General features: G+C 44.4%; 17 protein-coding genes. 8 read left to right on the top strand and 9 right to left on the bottom strand.

Going from position 1 to position 18317, the window contains the following annotated elements; translation table 11 throughout:
• The first annotated feature begins 145 nt into the window (after positions 1 to 145).
• The gene (gene ppsA / locus VNE01S_RS04050; RefSeq protein WP_053396088.1) at positions 146 to 2515 is read left to right on the top strand and encodes a phosphoenolpyruvate synthase; all 2370 of its coding nucleotides are present in this window, start codon (positions 146 to 148) and stop codon (positions 2513 to 2515) included.
• A gap of 93 nt (positions 2516 to 2608) precedes the next feature.
• Here ppsA and ompW read toward each other — a convergent pair whose 3' ends face one another.
• The 4 genes from ompW to VNE01S_RS04030 form a co-directional block, all read right to left on the bottom strand.
• Entirely contained in the window at positions 2609 to 3253 is a 645-nt protein-coding gene (ompW, locus tag VNE01S_RS04045; RefSeq protein ID WP_053396087.1) for an outer membrane protein OmpW, read from the bottom strand.
• Between the two features lie 251 nt (positions 3254 to 3504).
• Complete coding sequence (gene shyA / locus VNE01S_RS04040) at positions 3505 to 4794, bottom strand: peptidoglycan DD-endopeptidase ShyA (protein WP_053396149.1); 1290 nt, start codon at positions 4792 to 4794, stop codon at positions 3505 to 3507.
• 153 nt (positions 4795 to 4947) lie between these two features.
• A complete protein-coding gene (locus tag VNE01S_RS04035; protein ID WP_053396086.1) occupies positions 4948 to 5247 on the bottom strand; it encodes an isoamylase early set domain-containing protein in 300 nt (99 codons plus the stop codon).
• A gap of 78 nt (positions 5248 to 5325) precedes the next feature.
• Positions 5326 to 5943, bottom strand: a complete 618-nt coding sequence (locus VNE01S_RS04030; protein ID WP_053396085.1) for a hypothetical protein — start codon at positions 5941 to 5943, stop codon at positions 5326 to 5328.
• Positions 5944 to 6091: 148 nt separating this feature from the next.
• On the opposite strand from VNE01S_RS04030, the gene VNE01S_RS18830 reads away from it, so the two are divergent.
• The 5 genes from VNE01S_RS18830 to VNE01S_RS04010 all read left to right on the top strand — a co-directional run bounded on the left by VNE01S_RS18830 (position 6092) and on the right by VNE01S_RS04010 (position 10603).
• Positions 6092 to 6487 (top strand): GFA family protein, encoded by a 396-nt coding sequence (locus tag VNE01S_RS18830; RefSeq protein WP_169773949.1) that lies wholly within the window; start codon positions 6092 to 6094, stop codon positions 6485 to 6487.
• Between the two features lie 90 nt (positions 6488 to 6577).
• Positions 6578 to 7261, top strand: coding sequence for a YoaK family protein (locus VNE01S_RS04025; protein WP_053396084.1), 684 nt, complete (start codon positions 6578 to 6580; stop codon positions 7259 to 7261).
• A 221-nt stretch (positions 7262 to 7482) separates the two neighbouring features.
• A complete protein-coding gene (locus tag VNE01S_RS04020; protein ID WP_053396083.1) occupies positions 7483 to 8853 on the top strand; it encodes a YjiH family protein in 1371 nt (456 codons plus the stop codon).
• 192 nt (positions 8854 to 9045) lie between these two features.
• A complete protein-coding gene (locus VNE01S_RS04015) occupies positions 9046 to 9528 on the top strand; it encodes a putative pterin-binding protein (protein ID WP_174522326.1) in 483 nt (160 codons plus the stop codon).
• 52 nt (positions 9529 to 9580) lie between these two features.
• Entirely contained in the window at positions 9581 to 10603 is a 1023-nt protein-coding gene (locus VNE01S_RS04010) for a GGDEF domain-containing protein (protein WP_245649867.1), read from the top strand.
• A gap of 123 nt (positions 10604 to 10726) precedes the next feature.
• On the opposite strand, the gene pstB is transcribed toward VNE01S_RS04010, so the two are convergent.
• From pstB to VNE01S_RS03990, 4 genes are all read right to left on the bottom strand, one after another.
• On the bottom strand, positions 10727 to 11476 hold the full coding sequence (gene pstB / locus VNE01S_RS04005) for a phosphate ABC transporter ATP-binding protein PstB (RefSeq protein ID WP_053396081.1): 750 nt from the start codon (positions 11474 to 11476) through the stop codon (positions 10727 to 10729).
• A 56-nt stretch (positions 11477 to 11532) separates the two neighbouring features.
• Positions 11533 to 12396, bottom strand: a complete 864-nt coding sequence (gene pstA, locus VNE01S_RS04000) for a phosphate ABC transporter permease PstA (protein ID WP_053396080.1) — start codon at positions 12394 to 12396, stop codon at positions 11533 to 11535.
• Positions 12397 to 12416: 20 nt separating this feature from the next.
• Positions 12417 to 13355, bottom strand: a complete 939-nt coding sequence (gene pstC / locus VNE01S_RS03995) for a phosphate ABC transporter permease subunit PstC (protein ID WP_053396079.1) — start codon at positions 13353 to 13355, stop codon at positions 12417 to 12419.
• Positions 13356 to 13452: 97 nt separating this feature from the next.
• Complete coding sequence (locus tag VNE01S_RS03990) at positions 13453 to 14274, bottom strand: phosphate ABC transporter substrate-binding protein (protein WP_053396078.1); 822 nt, start codon at positions 14272 to 14274, stop codon at positions 13453 to 13455.
• Positions 14275 to 14650: 376 nt separating this feature from the next.
• Here VNE01S_RS03990 and VNE01S_RS03985 point away from each other — a divergent pair, with 376 nt between their 5' ends.
• Positions 14651 to 16294: a methyl-accepting chemotaxis protein gene (locus VNE01S_RS03985; protein WP_053396077.1), complete on the top strand. Its 1644-nt coding sequence runs from the start codon at positions 14651 to 14653 to the stop codon at positions 16292 to 16294.
• 38 nt (positions 16295 to 16332) lie between these two features.
• On the opposite strand, the gene VNE01S_RS03980 is transcribed toward VNE01S_RS03985, so the two are convergent.
• Positions 16333 to 17676 (bottom strand): DEAD/DEAH box helicase, encoded by a 1344-nt coding sequence (locus tag VNE01S_RS03980; RefSeq protein WP_053396076.1) that lies wholly within the window; start codon positions 17674 to 17676, stop codon positions 16333 to 16335.
• Positions 17677 to 18026: 350 nt separating this feature from the next.
• On the opposite strand from VNE01S_RS03980, the gene VNE01S_RS03975 reads away from it, so the two are divergent.
• Positions 18027 to 18275 (top strand): Lpp/OprI family alanine-zipper lipoprotein, encoded by a 249-nt coding sequence (locus VNE01S_RS03975; RefSeq protein WP_053396075.1) that lies wholly within the window; start codon positions 18027 to 18029, stop codon positions 18273 to 18275.
• Positions 18276 to 18317 lie beyond the last annotated feature (42 nt).

Here is an 18317-nt window from a genome sequence, read left to right as displayed (position 1 = left end):
GATAAACACCATAATATCGATAACGAACATAGGCTGACAGTTACGTCCCCCACAGCTTTTAAAATTTTTAACAATTTTTTTGAGCTTTAGCGTAATCGTTTGCCTTTTAGAATCCCTACAAAGCTGCAATGTTTCGGAGATAGACATGCAAAACAATACCCTCTGGTTCAATGGCCTATCCATGGAAGATGTCGACAAAGTCGGCGGTAAAAACGCTTCACTTGGTGAAATGGTGTCTAACCTTTCAAACGCTGGTGTTTCAGTGCCAAATGGCTTTGCGACAACCTCTTATGCTTTTAATCAATTCTTGGATTACGAAGGCTTAGATGATCGCATTCACCAACTGCTTGATGAACTAGATGTTGAAGACGTAGATGCACTGCGTAAGACAGGTGCCACTATCCGTCAATGGGTTTTAGAAGCGCCTTTCCCTGCTGATCTAGAGCAAGACATCCGTAACAACTACCATGAGCTTATTGAAGGTAACACTGAGCTTTCTGTTGCGGTTCGTTCTTCTGCAACGGCTGAAGACTTGCCAGACGCATCATTTGCGGGCCAGCAAGAAACTTTCCTAAATGTGAAAGGTATCGACGCTGTTCTTGAAGCAACTAAGCATGTGTATGCTTCTCTGTTTAACGATCGCGCTATCTCTTACCGTGTGCACCAGGGTTTCGACCACCGAGGCATTTCTCTGTCTGCTGGTATTCAGCGCATGGTTCGCTCAGACAAAGCATCATCAGGTGTTATGTTCACTCTGGATACAGAGTCAGGCTTCGACCAAGTTGTGTTCATCACATCTGCTTGGGGTCTAGGTGAAATGGTTGTGCAAGGTGCAGTGAACCCAGACGAGTTCTACGTACACAAACCGCTACTTGAAGCAGGCCAAAACGCTATCGTTAAGAAAACGTTTGGTTCTAAGCTAACTAAGATGATCTACTCAACCAACCAAGAGATTGGTAAGCAAGTGGATATCGTTGATACTTCAGATGCAGAGCGCAACGAGTTCTCTCTAAATGATGAAGAGATCAAAGAGCTAGCAAAACAAGCGATGATCATCGAGAAGCACTACCAACGTCCAATGGATATTGAGTGGGCAAAAGACGGTATCGACGGCAAGCTGTACATCGTACAGGCTCGTCCTGAAACGGTTTGTTCTCAAAACGATCAAAACGTTATCGAACGCTACGAACTGAACAACAAAGCAGACGTTCTAGTTGAAGGCCGTGCTATCGGTCAGCGTATCGGCAGCGGTAAAGTACGCCTAGTGGATTCTCTGGACCAAATGTCTCTGGTTCAAGAGGGTGATGTACTGGTAACAGACATGACAGACCCAGATTGGGAACCTGTAATGAAGAAAGCATCCGCTATCGTTACTAACCGTGGTGGTCGTACTTGTCACGCAGCAATCATTGCTCGTGAACTTGGTATCCCAGCTATCGTTGGTTGTGGTAATGCAACAGCCAGCCTTACAGACGGTACTACGGTCACTGTCTCTTGTGCGGAAGGTGAAACAGGCTACGTTTACCAAGGTGAGTTAGATTTTGAAGTGAAGCGTTCATCGGTTGATGAATTGCCACTACTATCAACCAAAGTAATGATGAACGTGGGCAACCCAGACCGCGCGTTTGATTTCGCTCAGATTCCAAATGAAGGTGTTGGCCTTGCTCGACTAGAATTCATCATCAACAAGATGATTGGTATTCACCCGAAAGCACTGCTTAACTTTGATGCTCAAAGTGAAGAACTTAAAGCAGAAATCACGCAGCGTATCCGTGGTTACAAAGATCCAGTTGATTTCTACGTAAGCAAGCTGACTGAAGGTGTTGCAACTATCGCAGCAGCATTCTGGCCGAAACGCGTTATCGTTCGTTTGTCTGACTTCAAATCAAACGAATACAGCAACCTAGTGGGTGGCCAAGGCTATGAACCGCACGAAGAAAACCCAATGCTAGGTTTCCGTGGTGCTTCACGTTACATCTCTCCTGTGTTTGAAGACTGTTTTGAACTAGAGACTCGCGCAATCAAACGCGTACGTAACGAAATGGGTCTGAAGAACGTAGAAATCATGATCCCATTTGTTCGCACACCAAGCGAAGCAGCATCCGTTATTGATTTGCTTGCTAAGTTTGACCTGCGCCGTGGTGATGAAGGTCTGAAAGTCATCATGATGTGCGAACTGCCTTCAAACGCAGTACTGGCTGACGAGTTCTTGAAGTACTTCGACGGCTTCTCTATCGGCTCGAACGATATGACTCAGCTAACACTTGGTTTGGACCGTGATTCTGGTGACGTTGCTCACCTATTCGATGAGCGTAACCCAGCAGTGAAAGTGATGCTGAAAATGGCGATTGATGCCGCGACTAAAGCTGGCAAATACGTAGGTATTTGTGGCCAAGGCCCATCAGACCACGACGACTTAGCGGAATGGTTAATGGAGCAAGGTATTAGCTCTGTTTCTCTGAACCCAGATACAGTGATTGATACGTGGCTAAAACTTGGTCAAGTAGAGAAGTAATTACCAGTAAAAGTAATTAATTATTGTCTCGTCCTAAAATAATAAAGGCGGCTCAATGAGCCGCCTTTTTGTGTCCGTTGTATTATGCCAACGTTAGAACTTGTAACCGCCACCGATCATAAAGACCCAAGGGTCGATTTCGACGTCTGTTTTAACCTCAGTAACTCCGACTTTGTAGGTTGCTTCTGTATCGATATCGGCATACCAAACTGACGCATTCACAAACCAGTCATCATTGAGCATGTAGTCTACGCCCGCATTCGCTGCTAAACCCCAAGAATCATCGAGTTTCAGGTCACTCAGACCATTGGCTTTAGCATGACTGTTAAAGCCTTCATCAAAGAACATTGTGTAGTTGATACCCGCACCAACATATGGACGCAGCTTGCTTTCTGCCTGACCAAAGTAGTATTGAACCATAAAGGTTGGTGGTAGATGTTTGGTATCTGCGATATCACCCAGATTGCCAAGTTCAGTAGAAATATTATGCGAGAATGGTGTTGCTGCTAACACTTCAAAGCTGATGTTGTCAGTGAACATGTAACCCACTGTCAAACCTAGCTGAGTATCTGAATCCACTTCCAGCTCTTTGTCTGTACCTGGGATCTTATCGCTGCTGTCATTTGGCACTACAGACGCTAATCCTGCGCGTACAATAAAATCACCTTCTTTGTGAGCAAAGGCATTACCTGAAGCCAGAAGAGCTAGAACCGCAACACTGCATAATGTTTTTTTCATTGTAATTTCCTTACGTAGGGCTTTGTAATTAATGAACTATCAAGTCATTTTTATTTTGCGAGCAAGGTAGCACACAATAACCCCACACTTTTGATGGAAATCAATTTATGCAATTTAGTCATTATTCAATTACATTTACATCGACTTGATCACTATCTTGTGAAACTTTAATGACATTTATGTAATGCAACTTTTGCGTACATCACGTACAAAAAAAGCTCCCGCAGGAGCTTTAATATTCAAACTTAGTTTTAGCCAGCCGTTGTCTCGTTGCTTTGGCGTGCGAGCAAGGCTTCCTGTTGCTTAATCATTCGATCAAGCTCATCTCTACGCGCCTTAAATGCCGCCATTTGATCCTTAGGTACTGAGTTTGCCATCGGGATATTGGCTCGCATAGCATTCACTGGTCGGCCACGGTCGATGAGTTCGTAGTGAATATGAGGACCTGTCACTCGCCCTGTTGACCCTGACAGACCCACACGCTGACCACGTGACACTTTCTGACCTTTACGGACAAGAATCTTACTTAGGTGCAAATAACGCGTTTTATAGCGGTTACCGTGCTCAACAACCACATACTTACCCGCATAAGGGTGGTTACGAGTGAGTATCACGACACCATCACCAGTCGATACGATTGGCGTTCCGGTCGGCGTCGCCCAATCCGTTCCGTTATGAGGCGCAACACGGCCAGTCACTGGGTGTTTACGCGTCGGGTTAAAGTTGGAGCTCAAGCGATAATTACCCAAAATAGGTTTACGTTGGAACGCGCGTTCCAGGCTTTCGCCACTGTAATCGTAGTATTGACCGTCGGTATGAAGGTAGGCGGTTAACTCTCTGCCTCGGTTCACAATTCGAATCGCTTGCAGTTCTTCATTCCCGGTGAATACACCATTGACCGTCTGGCGTGATTGAACCACTTCAAATTTGTCACCCGCTCTTAAATCCCGAGAGAAATTAACTTTCTCTTTGAGCAGAGTAACTATCTGACTCACCTGCTTGGCCCCTAGCCCGAGTGAGTATGCAGACTGAGAGAAGCTGCCTTGAATCGAGCCAACTAAGGCGCGAGATCCCCACTCACCTGGAATTTTGATGTCTTCAAACGCGAAAGCACCATCGTCTAAACGGGTATACACCGCACTCTCAACCAAACTAAACACAAGCTCCATTTTTTGTAGCTTGCCTTGTTGCTCCGCTTTCCAAAAGCGTAACTTGTTTCCTGGCTTTAGTGTGTCTAACGCCAGGTAGTTGAGATCCGTTGCCATCACACTCATTAATTCGCTATAGCCAAATCCCAGCTGATCAAAGATAGAACTTAGATTATCTCCTGACTGAATGGTGTATTCGTAGTCAGGCACATCTACATGCGATAGTTCGGTTTGCATAATATCGGAGACAATCTCCGATTCAGGAATAGACAAGTCGATAGTACGAGTGAGAGGGCGGTTATTATTGACTGATGAAAGTGCCACTGCAGCCAATACAGGCAGGCTTATCAGCGACCACTTTTTGAAACTTGAAAGCTCATTTAGGCGACTCATTACTGTTGTTTTAGCGCGCACAGCTTTACCCTTTGTACTAAAAGAAAGCGCTAAGAGTACGAATTTCTGGAAGATTTGTCACCTTTCTAATGTAAAAGTTAGATCAACAAGAGGTGCGAATTCGCACCTCTTTTAGACAAAAAAATAACCGAATTATTGATAAGTGCTGACTAAGCCATTGTCTTCACCAAACACATTAGGCTTGAAGGTATCGGCTTGAGGATCGTTCACCCACTTTTTGTCATCAACCAAGTAACGGAACTCAAACTGGCCATCTTTTGGTAAGCGTGTTTTAAATCGGTAAGATTTTGTCCTGGCAACTTTCTTCATCTCTGTTGGCTGCCAATCTAGAAAGTCAGCAACAATAGCAACGGATTTCTCCGCTTCGGAAGCCGGTAGTTCAAACGTCACCTCCACTTCATCTTTTGTTTTAAAGTATCGTTTATTAATCATGGTCTCTTCCCTAAACAGCAATTAACTTTCGAACAGTTCAAACAATAAGCAAGGTTTGGTGCTTTTACAACCGTATTTTTATTCAATCAAACTCACAACTCCTGAGCTCGACAGCTTAAATTCTTGCGTCTTTCTCAAATTTGGCTCTTGGGCCATCGCTTGGTTATCGCCATGAACAAAAAAGTCGACATAAAGGTGCTCACCACTTTGCGAAAGTGACTCCAACTGAATACGATCACCAAGTAAATGGCTTTCTTTCCTCACCATACGTTTTAATCTTGTATCGTAATGAAAACGAGACAGGTAGTAGAACACGCCACTCCCTTGATTAGAGACACTCATGACCGACACATAATCCGTATCGCTAAGTGTCAGCATCCACTTGGTAAAGATGGTGATAGTGCCTCGCTCCACCCCATCATCGTATTTTCCTGTGACCTGTTCAGCTTGTTCATTGTACGTATCAATAAAACTGAAGGCATGGCTATCGGGCACTTCTATCGTCCAAGGGTTTGGCGTCGAGATAGAAAACACCGCTTTTAGGATCTCATCTTGTTTCTGCTGGGTGCTGGGAAATTTTGCTAATATTTCTTCATCACTCATACTAAAGCGATACAAACCGGCAGCAACGACGACAATAAGAAGCAAAATAGGGATGAGCAGTATCAAAGGTACTGGCAGTAAACGTTTTTTCATTTTATCTCTCAACAACGATATAAGTGAGTAATGTTACATTACTCATCACTAACATTTGACCAATTCAGCTCTGCTGTCCTAAAAATAGTGACATAGGCTCTATATCTTCTCTCTTCTTGTTCGATTAGGAGTTCAGGTGAAGTCAAAAATGAAAGTAAGAACAGCGGAATGTAGTTGTGGTCAAGTGAAGTTGATATGCCGTGGCGACCCTGAACGCACAGCGATATGCCATTGCTTTGAGTGCCAGAAACGAACTGGGAGTGTTTTTGGAGTGCAAGCAAGGTTCGATCAAAGCCAAATCTCCTATAGTGGTGATATGAATGAATATTCCCGTATTACGGAGTCAGGCAATGAGGTAACTTACTTTTTTTGTCCATGCTGCAGCACCACCATGTTAATGCGCCTTAGCGCACTGCCTAATACTCTTGTTGTTCCTGTGGGTGTGTTCAACCAACAAGACCTGCCAATACCTAGCTTCTCGGTATACGAAGAAAGGATGCACACTTGGGTGAAATTTGACTGCCAAGTGGAACGTAATCCTTAATTGCGTAAGATCAATTTGTTTCATAGATTTGACGTGTCTAGTTACAGGCTCTAGCGGTATAATCCCTCTCTTCATACTGAGGAGCTAATTTTGATTTCTAAATTACCAAAGTGGGTAGAGTACGGAGCTTTTCTACTCGCATTACTTGCCGGCGTCGTGAACGCCATTGGTTTACTTGGCTTCCAGCACCAAGCTGTCTCTCACGTATCCGGCACTTTCACCTTACTAGGAACACAAATAGAAGCATTGGACCAACAGGCCATTCACCTGTTTATGGTAGTTCTCAGCTTTATGCTGGGGGCCGTATTAAGTGGTACGTTTATAGAAGGCACGGCATTAAAACTCGGCAGACGCTACGGTGTTGCACTCTGCATGGAAAGCGGCCTGCTGTACATTGCTTATTTATTGCTTTTAGACGGTGAGCTGTCCGGTCAATACTTCGCTTCCGCCGCTTGCGGTTTGCAAAACGCAATGATCACCACCTTCAGCGGCGCAGTTGTCAGGACCACACACATGACGGGCATCATAACCGACTTTGGCATTATGATCGGCGCTCGACTACGCGGCAAAGATTTCGATTTCCGCAAAGCAAAGCTCTTTCTCTTTATCCTTTGTGGTTTTCTCTCTGGTGGGATCATTGGCGGTAAACTCTTTGCGCTGCATGGGCTGTCAGCTCTTTTAATGCCTATATTCTTCGCGTTAACGATGGCATTTTCATACTGGTTTTACTTATATGTGTCTAGTGACAGACGTATCAACCAAGATCACAAATAAAACAAAAAACCAAATTAATTAACAAAATTACTACAAACATCTAGTAGAATCTCTTTGTATCGAACTAATCGTTGAATATTTAGCGATGTTTAATGAATAGTATTGCAAAGGAATTCAAAAGGCATTACTCTCCATCTATATGACGAAATATGGATGTTTAGTGAATATATATGCCACCTTGGATCGGCATACTATTGACTAGTAGTAACATGAGAAATCTAATGTCAAATAATACGCAAACACTCACACAGCCAAAAGCTAAGGGCAACTTTTGGATGTTCTTAATCCCATCATTAGTGGGACTGTTCCTATTCATGGCTCCGATCAGCTACCAGGGTGATATCACGATTCCTGTTGCGGTCTTAGCTAAATCTGTTCAATCTACATTTGGCGATTACTTAGTCGGTGTAGTCTCTGCGATCATCGCGTTCATGGCAGCCGCTTCTGTGCTGTTCCGTTTTGCTAAACCTGCATTTATTGCTAACAACTCATTTTTAAATGGCTTATTCAGTCCATCCCCTATTTGGTTAGCCGTGCGAGTCATCGGCGGCATTGCCGTTGTTATGACCTACTTCCAGGTTGGTCCGCAGCAGGTATGGGAAGAGAACACGGGTGGCTTGGTGCTAGAAGGCTTACTGCCTACACTGTTTTCTGTTTTCATTTTTGCAGGTCTACTGCTTCCACTGCTAATGAACTTTGGCTTGCTTGAACTGGTTGGTACGCTACTGTGTAAAGTGATGCGCCCTGTGTTTAACTTGCCAGGACGTAGTGCGATTGACTGTATTGCTTCATGGCTAGGTGACGGCTCGGTAGGTATTCTTTTAACCAGCAAACAGTATGAAGAGAAGTTTTACACGCAACGTGAAGCGGCTGTAGTTGGTACAACATTCTCGGCTGTATCTATCACATTTAGTTTAGTGGTTATCGCTCAAGTCGAGCTAGAACACCTATTCCTTCCGTTCTACGGCGCGGTTTGTCTTGCGGGTATCGTGGCAGCAATCATTATTCCTCGCTTACCACCACTGAGCACAAAGAAAAATACATTTATTGATGGCACTAAACCAAGTGAAGACGCAGATGCGGTTCCTGAAGGTCACACAAGCCTGTCTTGGGGCATGGAGCTAGCACTTGAGAAAGCCAGCAAAGTGAAGTCTTTAAAAGATGTATTTAGCGAAGGTGTTCAAAACGCTATCGACATGGTGTTTGGTGTGCTACCAGTGGTAATGGGTTTAGGTACACTTGCTCTAATCGTGGCTGAGTACACGCCCGTATTTAGCATCTTAGGCCAACCATTTATCCCATTCCTAGAGCTACTACAAATTCCAGAAGCGGCAGCAGCATCAGAAACAATTGTGGTTGGCTTTGCGGATATGTTTATTCCAGCGATTCTGGCAGCGTCAATCGACAGTGAAATGACACGCTTTGTTATCGCTGCAATGTCTGTCACTCAGCTGATCTACATGTCAGAAGTTGGTGCTTTACTATTAGGTAGCCGCATTCCAGTCAACATTTTTGAATTGTTCGTGATTTTCATTCTAAGAACACTAATCACACTGCCAGTGATTGCAGGTGTTGCTCACCTAATCTTCTGATTGAGCACTTAAGTCCTTAATAAAGCCCCTTAATTGGGGCTTTATTTTTATCACAAGAACACCCCTTCCCCCAAAAGGTCAGGCCTTAGGCTGTATTCGGACCAGACAAAAAACATCTCACCACAAAAACATTGCGTGTATACTTATCAATATAATTATAAATAACTGCACAGCAATTCATCCGGAGGGACTATGGTGAAGCGACTTAGTGCACTTTTGCTAATGGTGAGCTTTCAAGCTGTTAGTTCTCAGCTCATTATTCGGATGGAAGATCAAAGCGCCGTAGTTCTGACTGATCACGAGATTAGCACTCAATTCGAATCAACCACATTTGAAACACAACTTCCTTGGTTTGAAAACAGAAAATCATTCACTGGTATAAAAGTGACTGACTTAGTTGAGTTTTACCAACTTACCGATGTGGGTTCAATTTCGTTTCTAGGCCTTAACGATTACATGTCGACATCTCAAATCAACGATATTAGACGCTATCAACCCATCATTGCTTACGAAATAGAACACGAAAAAATTAAAGTAAGAAATAAGGGGCCCTACTGGCTCATCTTTGATCTCGAAAAGTACCCAGAGATTGACGATATTTCTTTCCATTCACAAATGGTCTGGCAGATCAAAGAGATAACTTTCCATAAAGCCGATGATGCAACTCAGCCATAAACGCGCAAAACTATCGCCTATGCTATGCAGAGCAAAAGTTCTGCTCTTGGTGATGTCTGCGATTTTAATTTTCGCCAACCTATTTCTACTCTCGTCGACAAGAGATCTAACTCGTTCATATTCTGAGCAAAAAAGCCAAGGTACTTGGTTTCTTTTTCAACTCACGAAAGAGTTCTCAGAGCTCACGGCCATCTCACAATACTCGAGAGAAAACCCAGATTATACTGAGCAAGTCAAACTGAAATATGAGCTGACGTGGAGCCGATTTGATTTGCTGCTCAACAATCGAGAAGCGGATACCTTTGCCTCTTTACCCGGTACGCGACCTTTTTTTCAGTCCATGTTCAATGACTTTAAAATGGTCGAACCGCGCCTAGACCTTATCGACAACGAGTTCTACGCTAGAGAGGTATCCAATAAGCTGTCTAAAATCTATTGGTCGATGATTCAGTATGTGAACACTAACTTTAGAGTGAACAGTCCCTTGTTCCAAGAACAGCTAGATACGGCAAAACTGCTCAATAAGATACAATTTACCTTGCTTTTATTGCTCTGCTTTTGCGCGGGTCTGGCAGGATTTATTATTCATCAAGAAGCGAAATACCACCGCCAGCTTTCCTTAACCGACACTCTAACGAAAGTGAAAAGTCGACTGGCTATGTTTAATGAGCTAAACAAGCAGATCGAAGAACAGAACGAGTTCTACTTGTTCTTGCTGGACTTAAATGGCTTTAAACGGATTAATGATGAATATGGCCACCAAGCGGGCGACAAAGCACTGACGCAAGTCGCTACTCGTTTATCCAAGCTGGGAATGCCTTGCTATCGAATTGGCGGAGATGAGTTCGCACTCATGGCTCACAACCGCGATCTGGATGCGTCTTGGCAACAAATCGAAGCGTGTTTTAAGTCAGAGGTAAATGTTGGTCATCAAAAAACAGCAAAGCTCTCGACGAGTATCGGTGTAGCGCGTTTTCCCACCGATGCAGACCAACTGACACAGTTAATTTCTATCGCAGACGCAAATATGTATAAGATGAAATTTGCCAATCAGAACAAAAGTCTCGTCGTATAACGGCTCATGGCGTCCTGCAACCTCATCTGTCGCGAATAAAAAAAGCCCCTCATAGAGAGGGGCAAAAATACCATCGCTTATTGTTATAGTGATAATACCAGTAAAAATTGTTGTCGGTTTGGTTTAACCAAAGTCACCGTTAACATAACCTTTAGTACGGTCATCTTGTGGTGCGCTGAAAATCGCCTGAGTTTCATCGTGCTCAACCAGTTCACCCATCAAGAAAAACGCGGTGCGGTCAGAGATACGACGAGCCTGCTGCATAGAGTGCGTCACAATCACGATGGTGTAGTCTTTCTTCAACTCTTCCATCAACTCTTCGATTTTGTGCGTCGCAATTGGGTCTAGTGCTGAAGTCGGTTCATCCATCAGGATCACATCTGGCTCCATCGCAATCGTACGTGCGATACACAAACGTTGCTGTTGACCACCAGACAAACCAAACGCGTGTGACTTAAGGCGATCTTTTACTTCATCCCAAAGTGCCGCACCACGCAGTGAACGTTCAACCACTTCATCAATATGCTTTTTGTCTTTAATACCCTGAGCACGTAGGCCATATGCCACGTTTTCATAGATGCTCATTGGGAACGGGTTTGGCTTTTGGAATACCATACCTACTTTAATTCTTAGATCCGCCACATCGATGTTGCCGTAGATGTTTTCACCATCCATGTTCAATTGACCTGTGATCTTCACACCTTCGATAAGGTCATTCATGCGGTTCAGGCAACGAAGAAGGGTCGACTTACCACAACCTGACGGGCCAATCAGAGCAGTCACTTGGCGAGTTGGAATCGGCAAGTTAATTGATTTCAGTGCTTGGTTTTCACCGTAAAACAGATCTAGGTTTTCAATATCAAATTTGTTCATGTTCTTAATCTCTATAATCTTAAATTCAAGTAATTCTGTTTTAGCTATTAGTACGTCTAGTACGTCGCGGTATTAAAGCGGCTGGCAATCAGCTTGGTTACCATGTTGATCAGCAGTACAACGACGATCAGTACCGTTGCCGTACCGTAAGCCTGATTCCACTCTTCAACGGTGAATAGCTCGGTAGTTAGCTTGTACAAGTGAACCGTTAACGTACGACCAGAGTCCATTAAAGAGTCTGGAATACGCGCCACCATGCCTGCCGTCAGGAACACAGGAGCCGATTCACCAATCACACGACCAATACTAAGAATGACCGAAGTTAAGATACCTGGCATTGCACTTGGCAAGATTAAGCGCCAGATGGTATAGATTTTCGACGCGCCCAAACCGTAAGAACCTTCACGGTATGTTTGTGGCACCGCCATTAATGCTTCTTCTGTTGTACGGATGATAACAGGAAGAATCAGAATACTTAGAGTCAGTGCACCTGAAAGAATCGAGAAGCCCAATCCAAGTATTGCTACAAAGAAAGTCATACCGAATAGACCGAAGATGATCGACGGGATACCCGCCAAAGACTCAGTACAAAAACGAATAACTTTCACTAATCGGCTACCTACTTTCGCATATTCTGTCAGGTAGATAGCGGTCATAATGCCTAGTGGTGCCGCTACTGCAATAGAAGCAACCACCATATAAATAGTCGCGACAATCATTGGGAAGATACCGTGCTCTTCGCCTGTACGTGTGTAATTGTCGGTAATGAAGTTCCAATCAACGTGTTGCAAGCCGTTGGATAAGATGTACCAGATAATCCAGAACAAGAAGCCGACAGTTAAACCAGCGGCAGCCCAAATAAAGCCGTTTAGAATCTTATCTTTTAATTCACGAGATTGTTTTAGTTTTGCGCGATCCATATTCGTCACCTTTCCTTTACTTACTTCGCTTTTTCGCGATTAAGGTAAAGTAATGCCGCGTTCAGCATCATAATAAACACCAAGAGTACAACACCTGTTGCGTACAGCGCGTTTGCGTGTACACCACTCGCGTAGGACATCTCAATAGCGATGTTAGCCGTCAGCGTTCGTGCTGAGTCCAGAATACCTTGTGGCATTGCTGGTGCGTTACCCATCACCATGATGATCGCCATGGTTTCACCCAACGCTCGGCCAATACCTAAGATAACGCCCGTCATAATGCCTGAACGCGCCGCCGGTACGAGCAGCTTAAAGATGGTGTAGATTTTAGATGCACCTAGTGCCAAAGAACCTTCTTTGTAAGCACGAGGGACAGCACGGATAGAGGTCTCGGATACGGTAATTACCGTTGGTAGAATCATCACACCCAGAACAATAATCCCGGCCAAAATGGTGTTACCCGCAGGTACATCAAAAATGTTTTGGATGAGAGGAACGATGATAACAAGGCCAAAGAATCCGTACACCACCGATGGAATACCCGCCAGTAGTTCAACCGCTGGGCGAATCACATCCGCTACGCGTTTTGGGGCTATCTCAGCGATAAAAATCGCCGTCAGCACGCCCACAGGCACACCGACAATAACGGCACCAAATGTAGATACAATGGATGCAACTATCATGGTTGCGACACCATACAGTGCTGGTGGCAGCCAGTTTTGTCCTAAAACGATGCCGCTCACACCCACTTCTGCAAAAGCAGGGATAGATTCTCTGACAATGAAGTAAGCAATAATAGACAGAGAAACAATGCCGATTACTGCACTAGTAAGGAATAAGCCATGGAAGATGCGCTCTTTCCAATCCACTCGTTTTTTCGTACGCAAACGCGGCTTAGAAACTCGAGTTGCTTCAGCTTCACTATTCATAAGCTTTTCACTATTTGTTGCGATGGTCATAAGGCTCTTACCGATCTACCGAGTTCATCACTCGTTAGGAAGTTAAGAAAAGGCTCAGCCCAAAAGCAGGCTGAGCAAGTAAGGGATTTGAAATAAATTAGTTAACTGAGATGTAGCCTTTCTTATCAACGATAGCTTGCGCTTCGTCAGTTAGCATCCAGTCTAGGAATTTTTGAGTTTCAGCAGATGGTTGGCCTTTCTTGTAAAGTACTAGGAAAGGACGCGCTACTTTGTAAGAACCGTTTTTAACGTTGTCTACTTTTGCATCTACACCGTCAATCGCTAGCGCGTGAACTGTGTTATCAACCGTACCTAGTGAAATGTAGCCGATTGCGTATGGGTTTGAAGCCACCATCGTTTTCAGAGCGCCGTTACCGTTCGCAACTTGAGCACGTTGAGAGATAGCCGATACTTTCTTACCAGAGATTTTCATTTTTAGAGACATGATGTCTTCAAATGCGCCACGAGTACCAGAAGCGGTATCACGAGTAATCGCTACGATTGGCTTATCTGCACCACCAACGTCTTTCCAGTTTGTGATTTCGCCTTTGTAGATTGCAGACACTTGGTCAGCAGTCAGACCTTTTAGGTCGTTCTTAGGGTTAACAACAACAGCGATACCATCACGTGCTACTACTTCTTCGATAAGAGCTGGCTCTTTTTCAGACTCTTTTAGGTTACGAGAAGACATACCTAGATCTGCCGAACCGTTTTTAGCCGCTTTAACACCCGCTGAAGAACCTGGGCCTTGTACTTCGATAAATACGTCAGAATTCTTCTTCATGTATGTTTCAGAGAAAACTTCCATCAGTGGAGTTACGCTGCTAGAGCCCACTGCAGAGATAGTTTCTTTAGCAGAAACTGGAGTCACTGCCATTGCGCCTAGAAGTGCGATTGCACCGATAACTGTCTTTTTCATCACAATATCCTTAATTGGCTTTGTTGCCGTTGTGTTTCACTTGAACGGTGCTCACTTTAGGGGGCGAATATGACAGTTGTGTTTCACTTAGTTGAAGCCTGTATGACACATATCGTCACTTACTTTTTACGCAACTAGCCTCTTATTGGTTGACGCCTCGAACAATGGCACTTCAGTTCCCATCACTGACAAGCAGCGCAACAGGTAACATAAGGCAATGAAATATAAACATTTTTACAACTTAAAGAGTTTTAAGAATTGCGAGCCAGACCAAGTTTATCGACGTTGAATTATCCCGCTTAAAACTTAGAATCAACCACTCTATTGACAATAATAACAATTTTAATTTATTACTTTTTTATGAAGAGGAAACTCTATGCGCCAACTATTGAGTGGCTTATCGATTAAACTTCAGGTGGTTGTCCCTGTCGTATTTACATTACTCCTTTTAGTCGCAGGGATAAGCTACAGCACCACTACCCTGAAACATGTTTTCAATCAGGTCAGTCTCTCTACTGAAGGGGTGATCACTCACAAAGATGATCTCACCAAAATCATCGACAACACGTACGGGATGCGCATCAAAGCCATTTACAGCTTATTTCGTGCTGAAGACGTCAAGCAGCTTGCTGAGACACTTCAACAAAAGCAAGCCGTCAGCTTTAAGCTATTAGACTCCTTGGACACAGTTCCAGAGCTTAGCGCCGAAGTCGAAGCACTGCGAGTCGCGATGAACGACTACGTCAACTACTCTATTCACACCATGGCCCCGCTACTGACTCAAAAGCACTCAACTCACACACTCACCGCAGATTTCGACAACCAATATACCCAAGCTGCCTCACTGTATAGAGACAAAGGCGACACGATGACCAACGCCATCGACGAGTTGTCAGTCAAGCTCAATGAGCTGGCACTCATCGAAATAGACCAAAACCAGCAAAACCACTCGCAAGTGATGTTCAATACCATCTTAGGGCTGATAGTGGTTCTAGTTATGGCTGTCGCGATAAGCTGGGGACTGGCTGGCATCATCGTAAAACCGATCAAAGCCATGCAAAGCGCCATGAAAGAGCTCGCAGCGGGCAATCTGAAGGTTAAAGTAGCGGAAGAAGGTGACAACGAAATTACCGCCTTGGCCCGAGATTTCAACACCACTATCGATCAGTTACGTAAAACCGTCGACTCTCTGGTTCGTATCAGTGTTGACGTCGCGTCCGCTTCGACGGAACTTGCGGCTGTGATGACTCAGTCTAGCGCGAACTCTGATCAAGAAAGAAACGAAGTCGAGCAAGTCGCGTCCGCCATCAACCAAATGGAAAGCACCGCATCTGAGGTAACGCAAAACGCAAACCAAGCTGATTCGGCTTCAACTCAAGCCAATGAACTTGCCCGTGAAAGCTTAAGCATTTTTGAACAAAATACGCGTGCGAGTGAGCAGATGGCGCAGAAACTAACGGAGGCAGCTGGCGTTGTCACATTGCTTAAAGCGCAATCAGAGAAAATAGGCAACGTAATAGAAGTGATAGAAGGGATCTCCGAACAAACCAACCTTCTCGCGCTCAATGCAGCGATTGAAGCGGCTCGCGCTGGAGAAAGTGGTCGCGGTTTTGCTGTGGTTGCAGATGAAGTACGCATGCTAGCAGCACGCACCCAGCAGTCTACACAGGAAATCCAAGCCATTATTGAAGAACTACAGCAGCACTCTGGCAGTGCAAACGAAAGCATGAATGCGAGCTTAGACATGCTCGCCAAGAATCAAGAACAGGCGAATCGTGTCAGTGACGCATTAAACAACATTAGCGGTACCATCTCTGAACTTAACACCATTAATGCACAAGTGGCTGTTGCGTCGGAAGAGCAAGGACAAGTGACGACAGACGTAAATAGCAACCTCAGCAATATTTATGAACTGGTTAGCCAAAATGTCACGGGGATCACCCAGGCGGCAGCAGCCAGCCATGAACTGTCGAATTTGGCAGAGAACCAAAAACAGCAATTAGGATTTTTTAAAGTGTAAATGAACAAGGGGTTGCGCAATGCAACCCCTTAATGTTTCTACTCATCGTCAGCTTTCGGCGCGACTTTTTTCTTCGGAATAAAGACCGAGTCACCCACAGCCACATTCTGATAGAAGGCTTTATCGCGTTTGACTGGTTTCTTCGCCACTTTCTTCGCCTGTGGTTTAGCGGTTTTTGTTGTCTTAGACTTACCACGAAAATCAGGTTTACGTGGTTTCAAGCCTTTGAATTTGCCTTTCAAACCTTCAAGTTCAGAGAAAGCAAGATCTTGCTGCAAGTAGGCTTCGACACGTTTAAAACTATCCCAGTCTTTAGGACCAACCAGCGAAACCGCATCACCTTTATTACCAGCACGGCCCGTTCGACCAACACGGTGAACGTATTCTTCAGTATGTTTTGGCATATCGAAGTTGATAACATGAGTGACGTTGGCAATATCTAAACCGCGCGAAGCAACGTCTGTTGTCACGAGGATCTTAAATACCCCACGCTCAAACTGACTCATGATGGTGTTGCGCTGTGTCTGGTTGAGGTTGCCACTCAGTGCGATGGCTTTCAGTTTACGCTCGTTTAATTTTTCCGTTAAGCGATCGGTATCAGCACGAGTCGCCGTGAAAATGATCAGCTGCTTGTAATCGGCCTCATCTAACACACGGTCCAGAATCGCTTCTTTATGATCTAGGTGGTCACACAAGTAAAACTTCTGGGTAATGTCTTTGTGTTCTTCATTAGATACACCAACCGCAATACGCTTAGGCGCATCGAGCATTTCAAACGCAATGTCATTAACTTCTGCGTGATCCAGCGTTGCCGAGAACATCAGCGTTTGTCGACGACGGTGTTTTGCCGCTTTATGAATACGACGAAGTTCAGGCGCAAAACCCAGATCTAACATACGGTCTGCTTCGTCCAAAATCAGAGTTTCTAGACCATCGAGAAACATTGAGCGATGCTCCAAGTGATCCGCTAAACGGCCTGGAGTTGCCACAATAAATTTAGGGTAACGACGCAGAGCTTTAACCTGATCATTGAAGTTCTCACCACCGACGATCAAGGTTGCGTCGTATGATAAACCACCAAGCATCGTGCGAAGCTCACCATACACCTGTTTTGCAAGCTCGCGAGTTGGTGCAAGAATCAATGCTCGTGGATCTTTTGCAGAGAATGCCTTGTTCTTTAGCGACTTATGTAACATAGGTAGAACAAAAGCTAGCGTTTTACCAGAACCTGTCTTTGATGACGCCAACAGATCTTTACCAGCAATCACAACTGGGATTGCTTTTTGTTGGATCTCTGTCGCTTTTTTAAAGTCGAAGTGCTTTAGGTTCTTTAGTAAGCGATTGTCTAAGCCTAAATCTTTGAAGTGCAAGGTATTCTCCATCTTTATTACACCGTCCCCAAAAGGCCACTATTCGCCATTCAGGACATGAAAATTTAATTAACAGCGTATGATACCCATATTTGCCCAAAGTGGATAGTGATCACAGAAAATAATGCTTGTTCTCATTTTTAAGCCGAGTTTTTTCAGCACTGATGCTTGCAATTTAGATTCTCTCCTGTGAGACATTGCTCAATTAATTAGATAATTACCTAAATTCTTGGGTTTTTTTGACTTTGTTGACCTTTTGGTAAAGTAAATTAGCAACTACACTGAACGAGTTACTATACGATCATAATGTATAGAACCACGTTAAGCACAATTGATACTTACCCAAATCAAGGAGTTCGATTATGAACAAAATGTTGATCGCAGCTGCAACGTCATCTGTACTTCTACTAGCTGGTTGTGCATCTGGTCCAGACGAAGCAACAACAGCAAAAATGGACGAACTGAGCAACCAAGTTAGCCAGCTAAGCCAAGACGTGCAATCTCTACAATCTGACGTTCGTCGTTCTACAGACGCAGCGATGTCAGCTCAAGAAGAAGCAGCACGCGCAAACGAGCGCATCGACAACATTGCTCAGTCTTACACTAAGTAATTATGTCTTTCTAAAAGAAAGGGCCTGCAATTGCAGGCCCTT

Source organism: Vibrio nereis NBRC 15637 (assembly GCF_001591105.1).
GTDB classification, from domain to species: domain Bacteria; phylum Pseudomonadota; class Gammaproteobacteria; order Enterobacterales; family Vibrionaceae; genus Vibrio; species Vibrio nereis.
Note: the sequence above shows the minus strand (reverse complement) of the source record. Positions and strands in the feature narration are given on the sequence as shown.

Coding starts and splice junctions, on each gene's coding strand:
- ppsA (WP_053396088.1), top strand. CDS start 146: ATGCAAAACAATACCCTCTGGTTCAATGGCCTATCCATGGAAGATGTC.
- ompW (WP_053396087.1), bottom strand. CDS start 3,253: ATGAAAAAAACATTATGCAGTGTTGCGGTTCTAGCTCTTCTGGCTTCA.
- shyA (WP_053396149.1), bottom strand. CDS start 4,794: ATGAGTCGCCTAAATGAGCTTTCAAGTTTCAAAAAGTGGTCGCTGATA.
- VNE01S_RS04035 (WP_053396086.1), bottom strand. CDS start 5,247: ATGATTAATAAACGATACTTTAAAACAAAAGATGAAGTGGAGGTGACG.
- VNE01S_RS04030 (WP_053396085.1), bottom strand. CDS start 5,943: ATGAAAAAACGTTTACTGCCAGTACCTTTGATACTGCTCATCCCTATT.
- VNE01S_RS18830 (WP_169773949.1), top strand. CDS start 6,092: ATGAAAGTAAGAACAGCGGAATGTAGTTGTGGTCAAGTGAAGTTGATA.
- VNE01S_RS04020 (WP_053396083.1), top strand. CDS start 7,483: ATGTCAAATAATACGCAAACACTCACACAGCCAAAAGCTAAGGGCAAC.
- VNE01S_RS04015 (WP_174522326.1), top strand. CDS start 9,046: ATGGTGAAGCGACTTAGTGCACTTTTGCTAATGGTGAGCTTTCAAGCT.
- VNE01S_RS04010 (WP_245649867.1), top strand. CDS start 9,581: ATGTCTGCGATTTTAATTTTCGCCAACCTATTTCTACTCTCGTCGACA.
- pstB (WP_053396081.1), bottom strand. CDS start 11,476: ATGAACAAATTTGATATTGAAAACCTAGATCTGTTTTACGGTGAAAAC.
- pstA (WP_053396080.1), bottom strand. CDS start 12,396: ATGGATCGCGCAAAACTAAAACAATCTCGTGAATTAAAAGATAAGATT.
- pstC (WP_053396079.1), bottom strand. CDS start 13,355: ATGACCATCGCAACAAATAGTGAAAAGCTTATGAATAGTGAAGCTGAA.
- VNE01S_RS03990 (WP_053396078.1), bottom strand. CDS start 14,274: ATGAAAAAGACAGTTATCGGTGCAATCGCACTTCTAGGCGCAATGGCA.
- VNE01S_RS03985 (WP_053396077.1), top strand. CDS start 14,651: ATGCGCCAACTATTGAGTGGCTTATCGATTAAACTTCAGGTGGTTGTC.
- VNE01S_RS03980 (WP_053396076.1), bottom strand. CDS start 17,676: ATGGAGAATACCTTGCACTTCAAAGATTTAGGCTTAGACAATCGCTTA.
- VNE01S_RS03975 (WP_053396075.1), top strand. CDS start 18,027: ATGAACAAAATGTTGATCGCAGCTGCAACGTCATCTGTACTTCTACTA.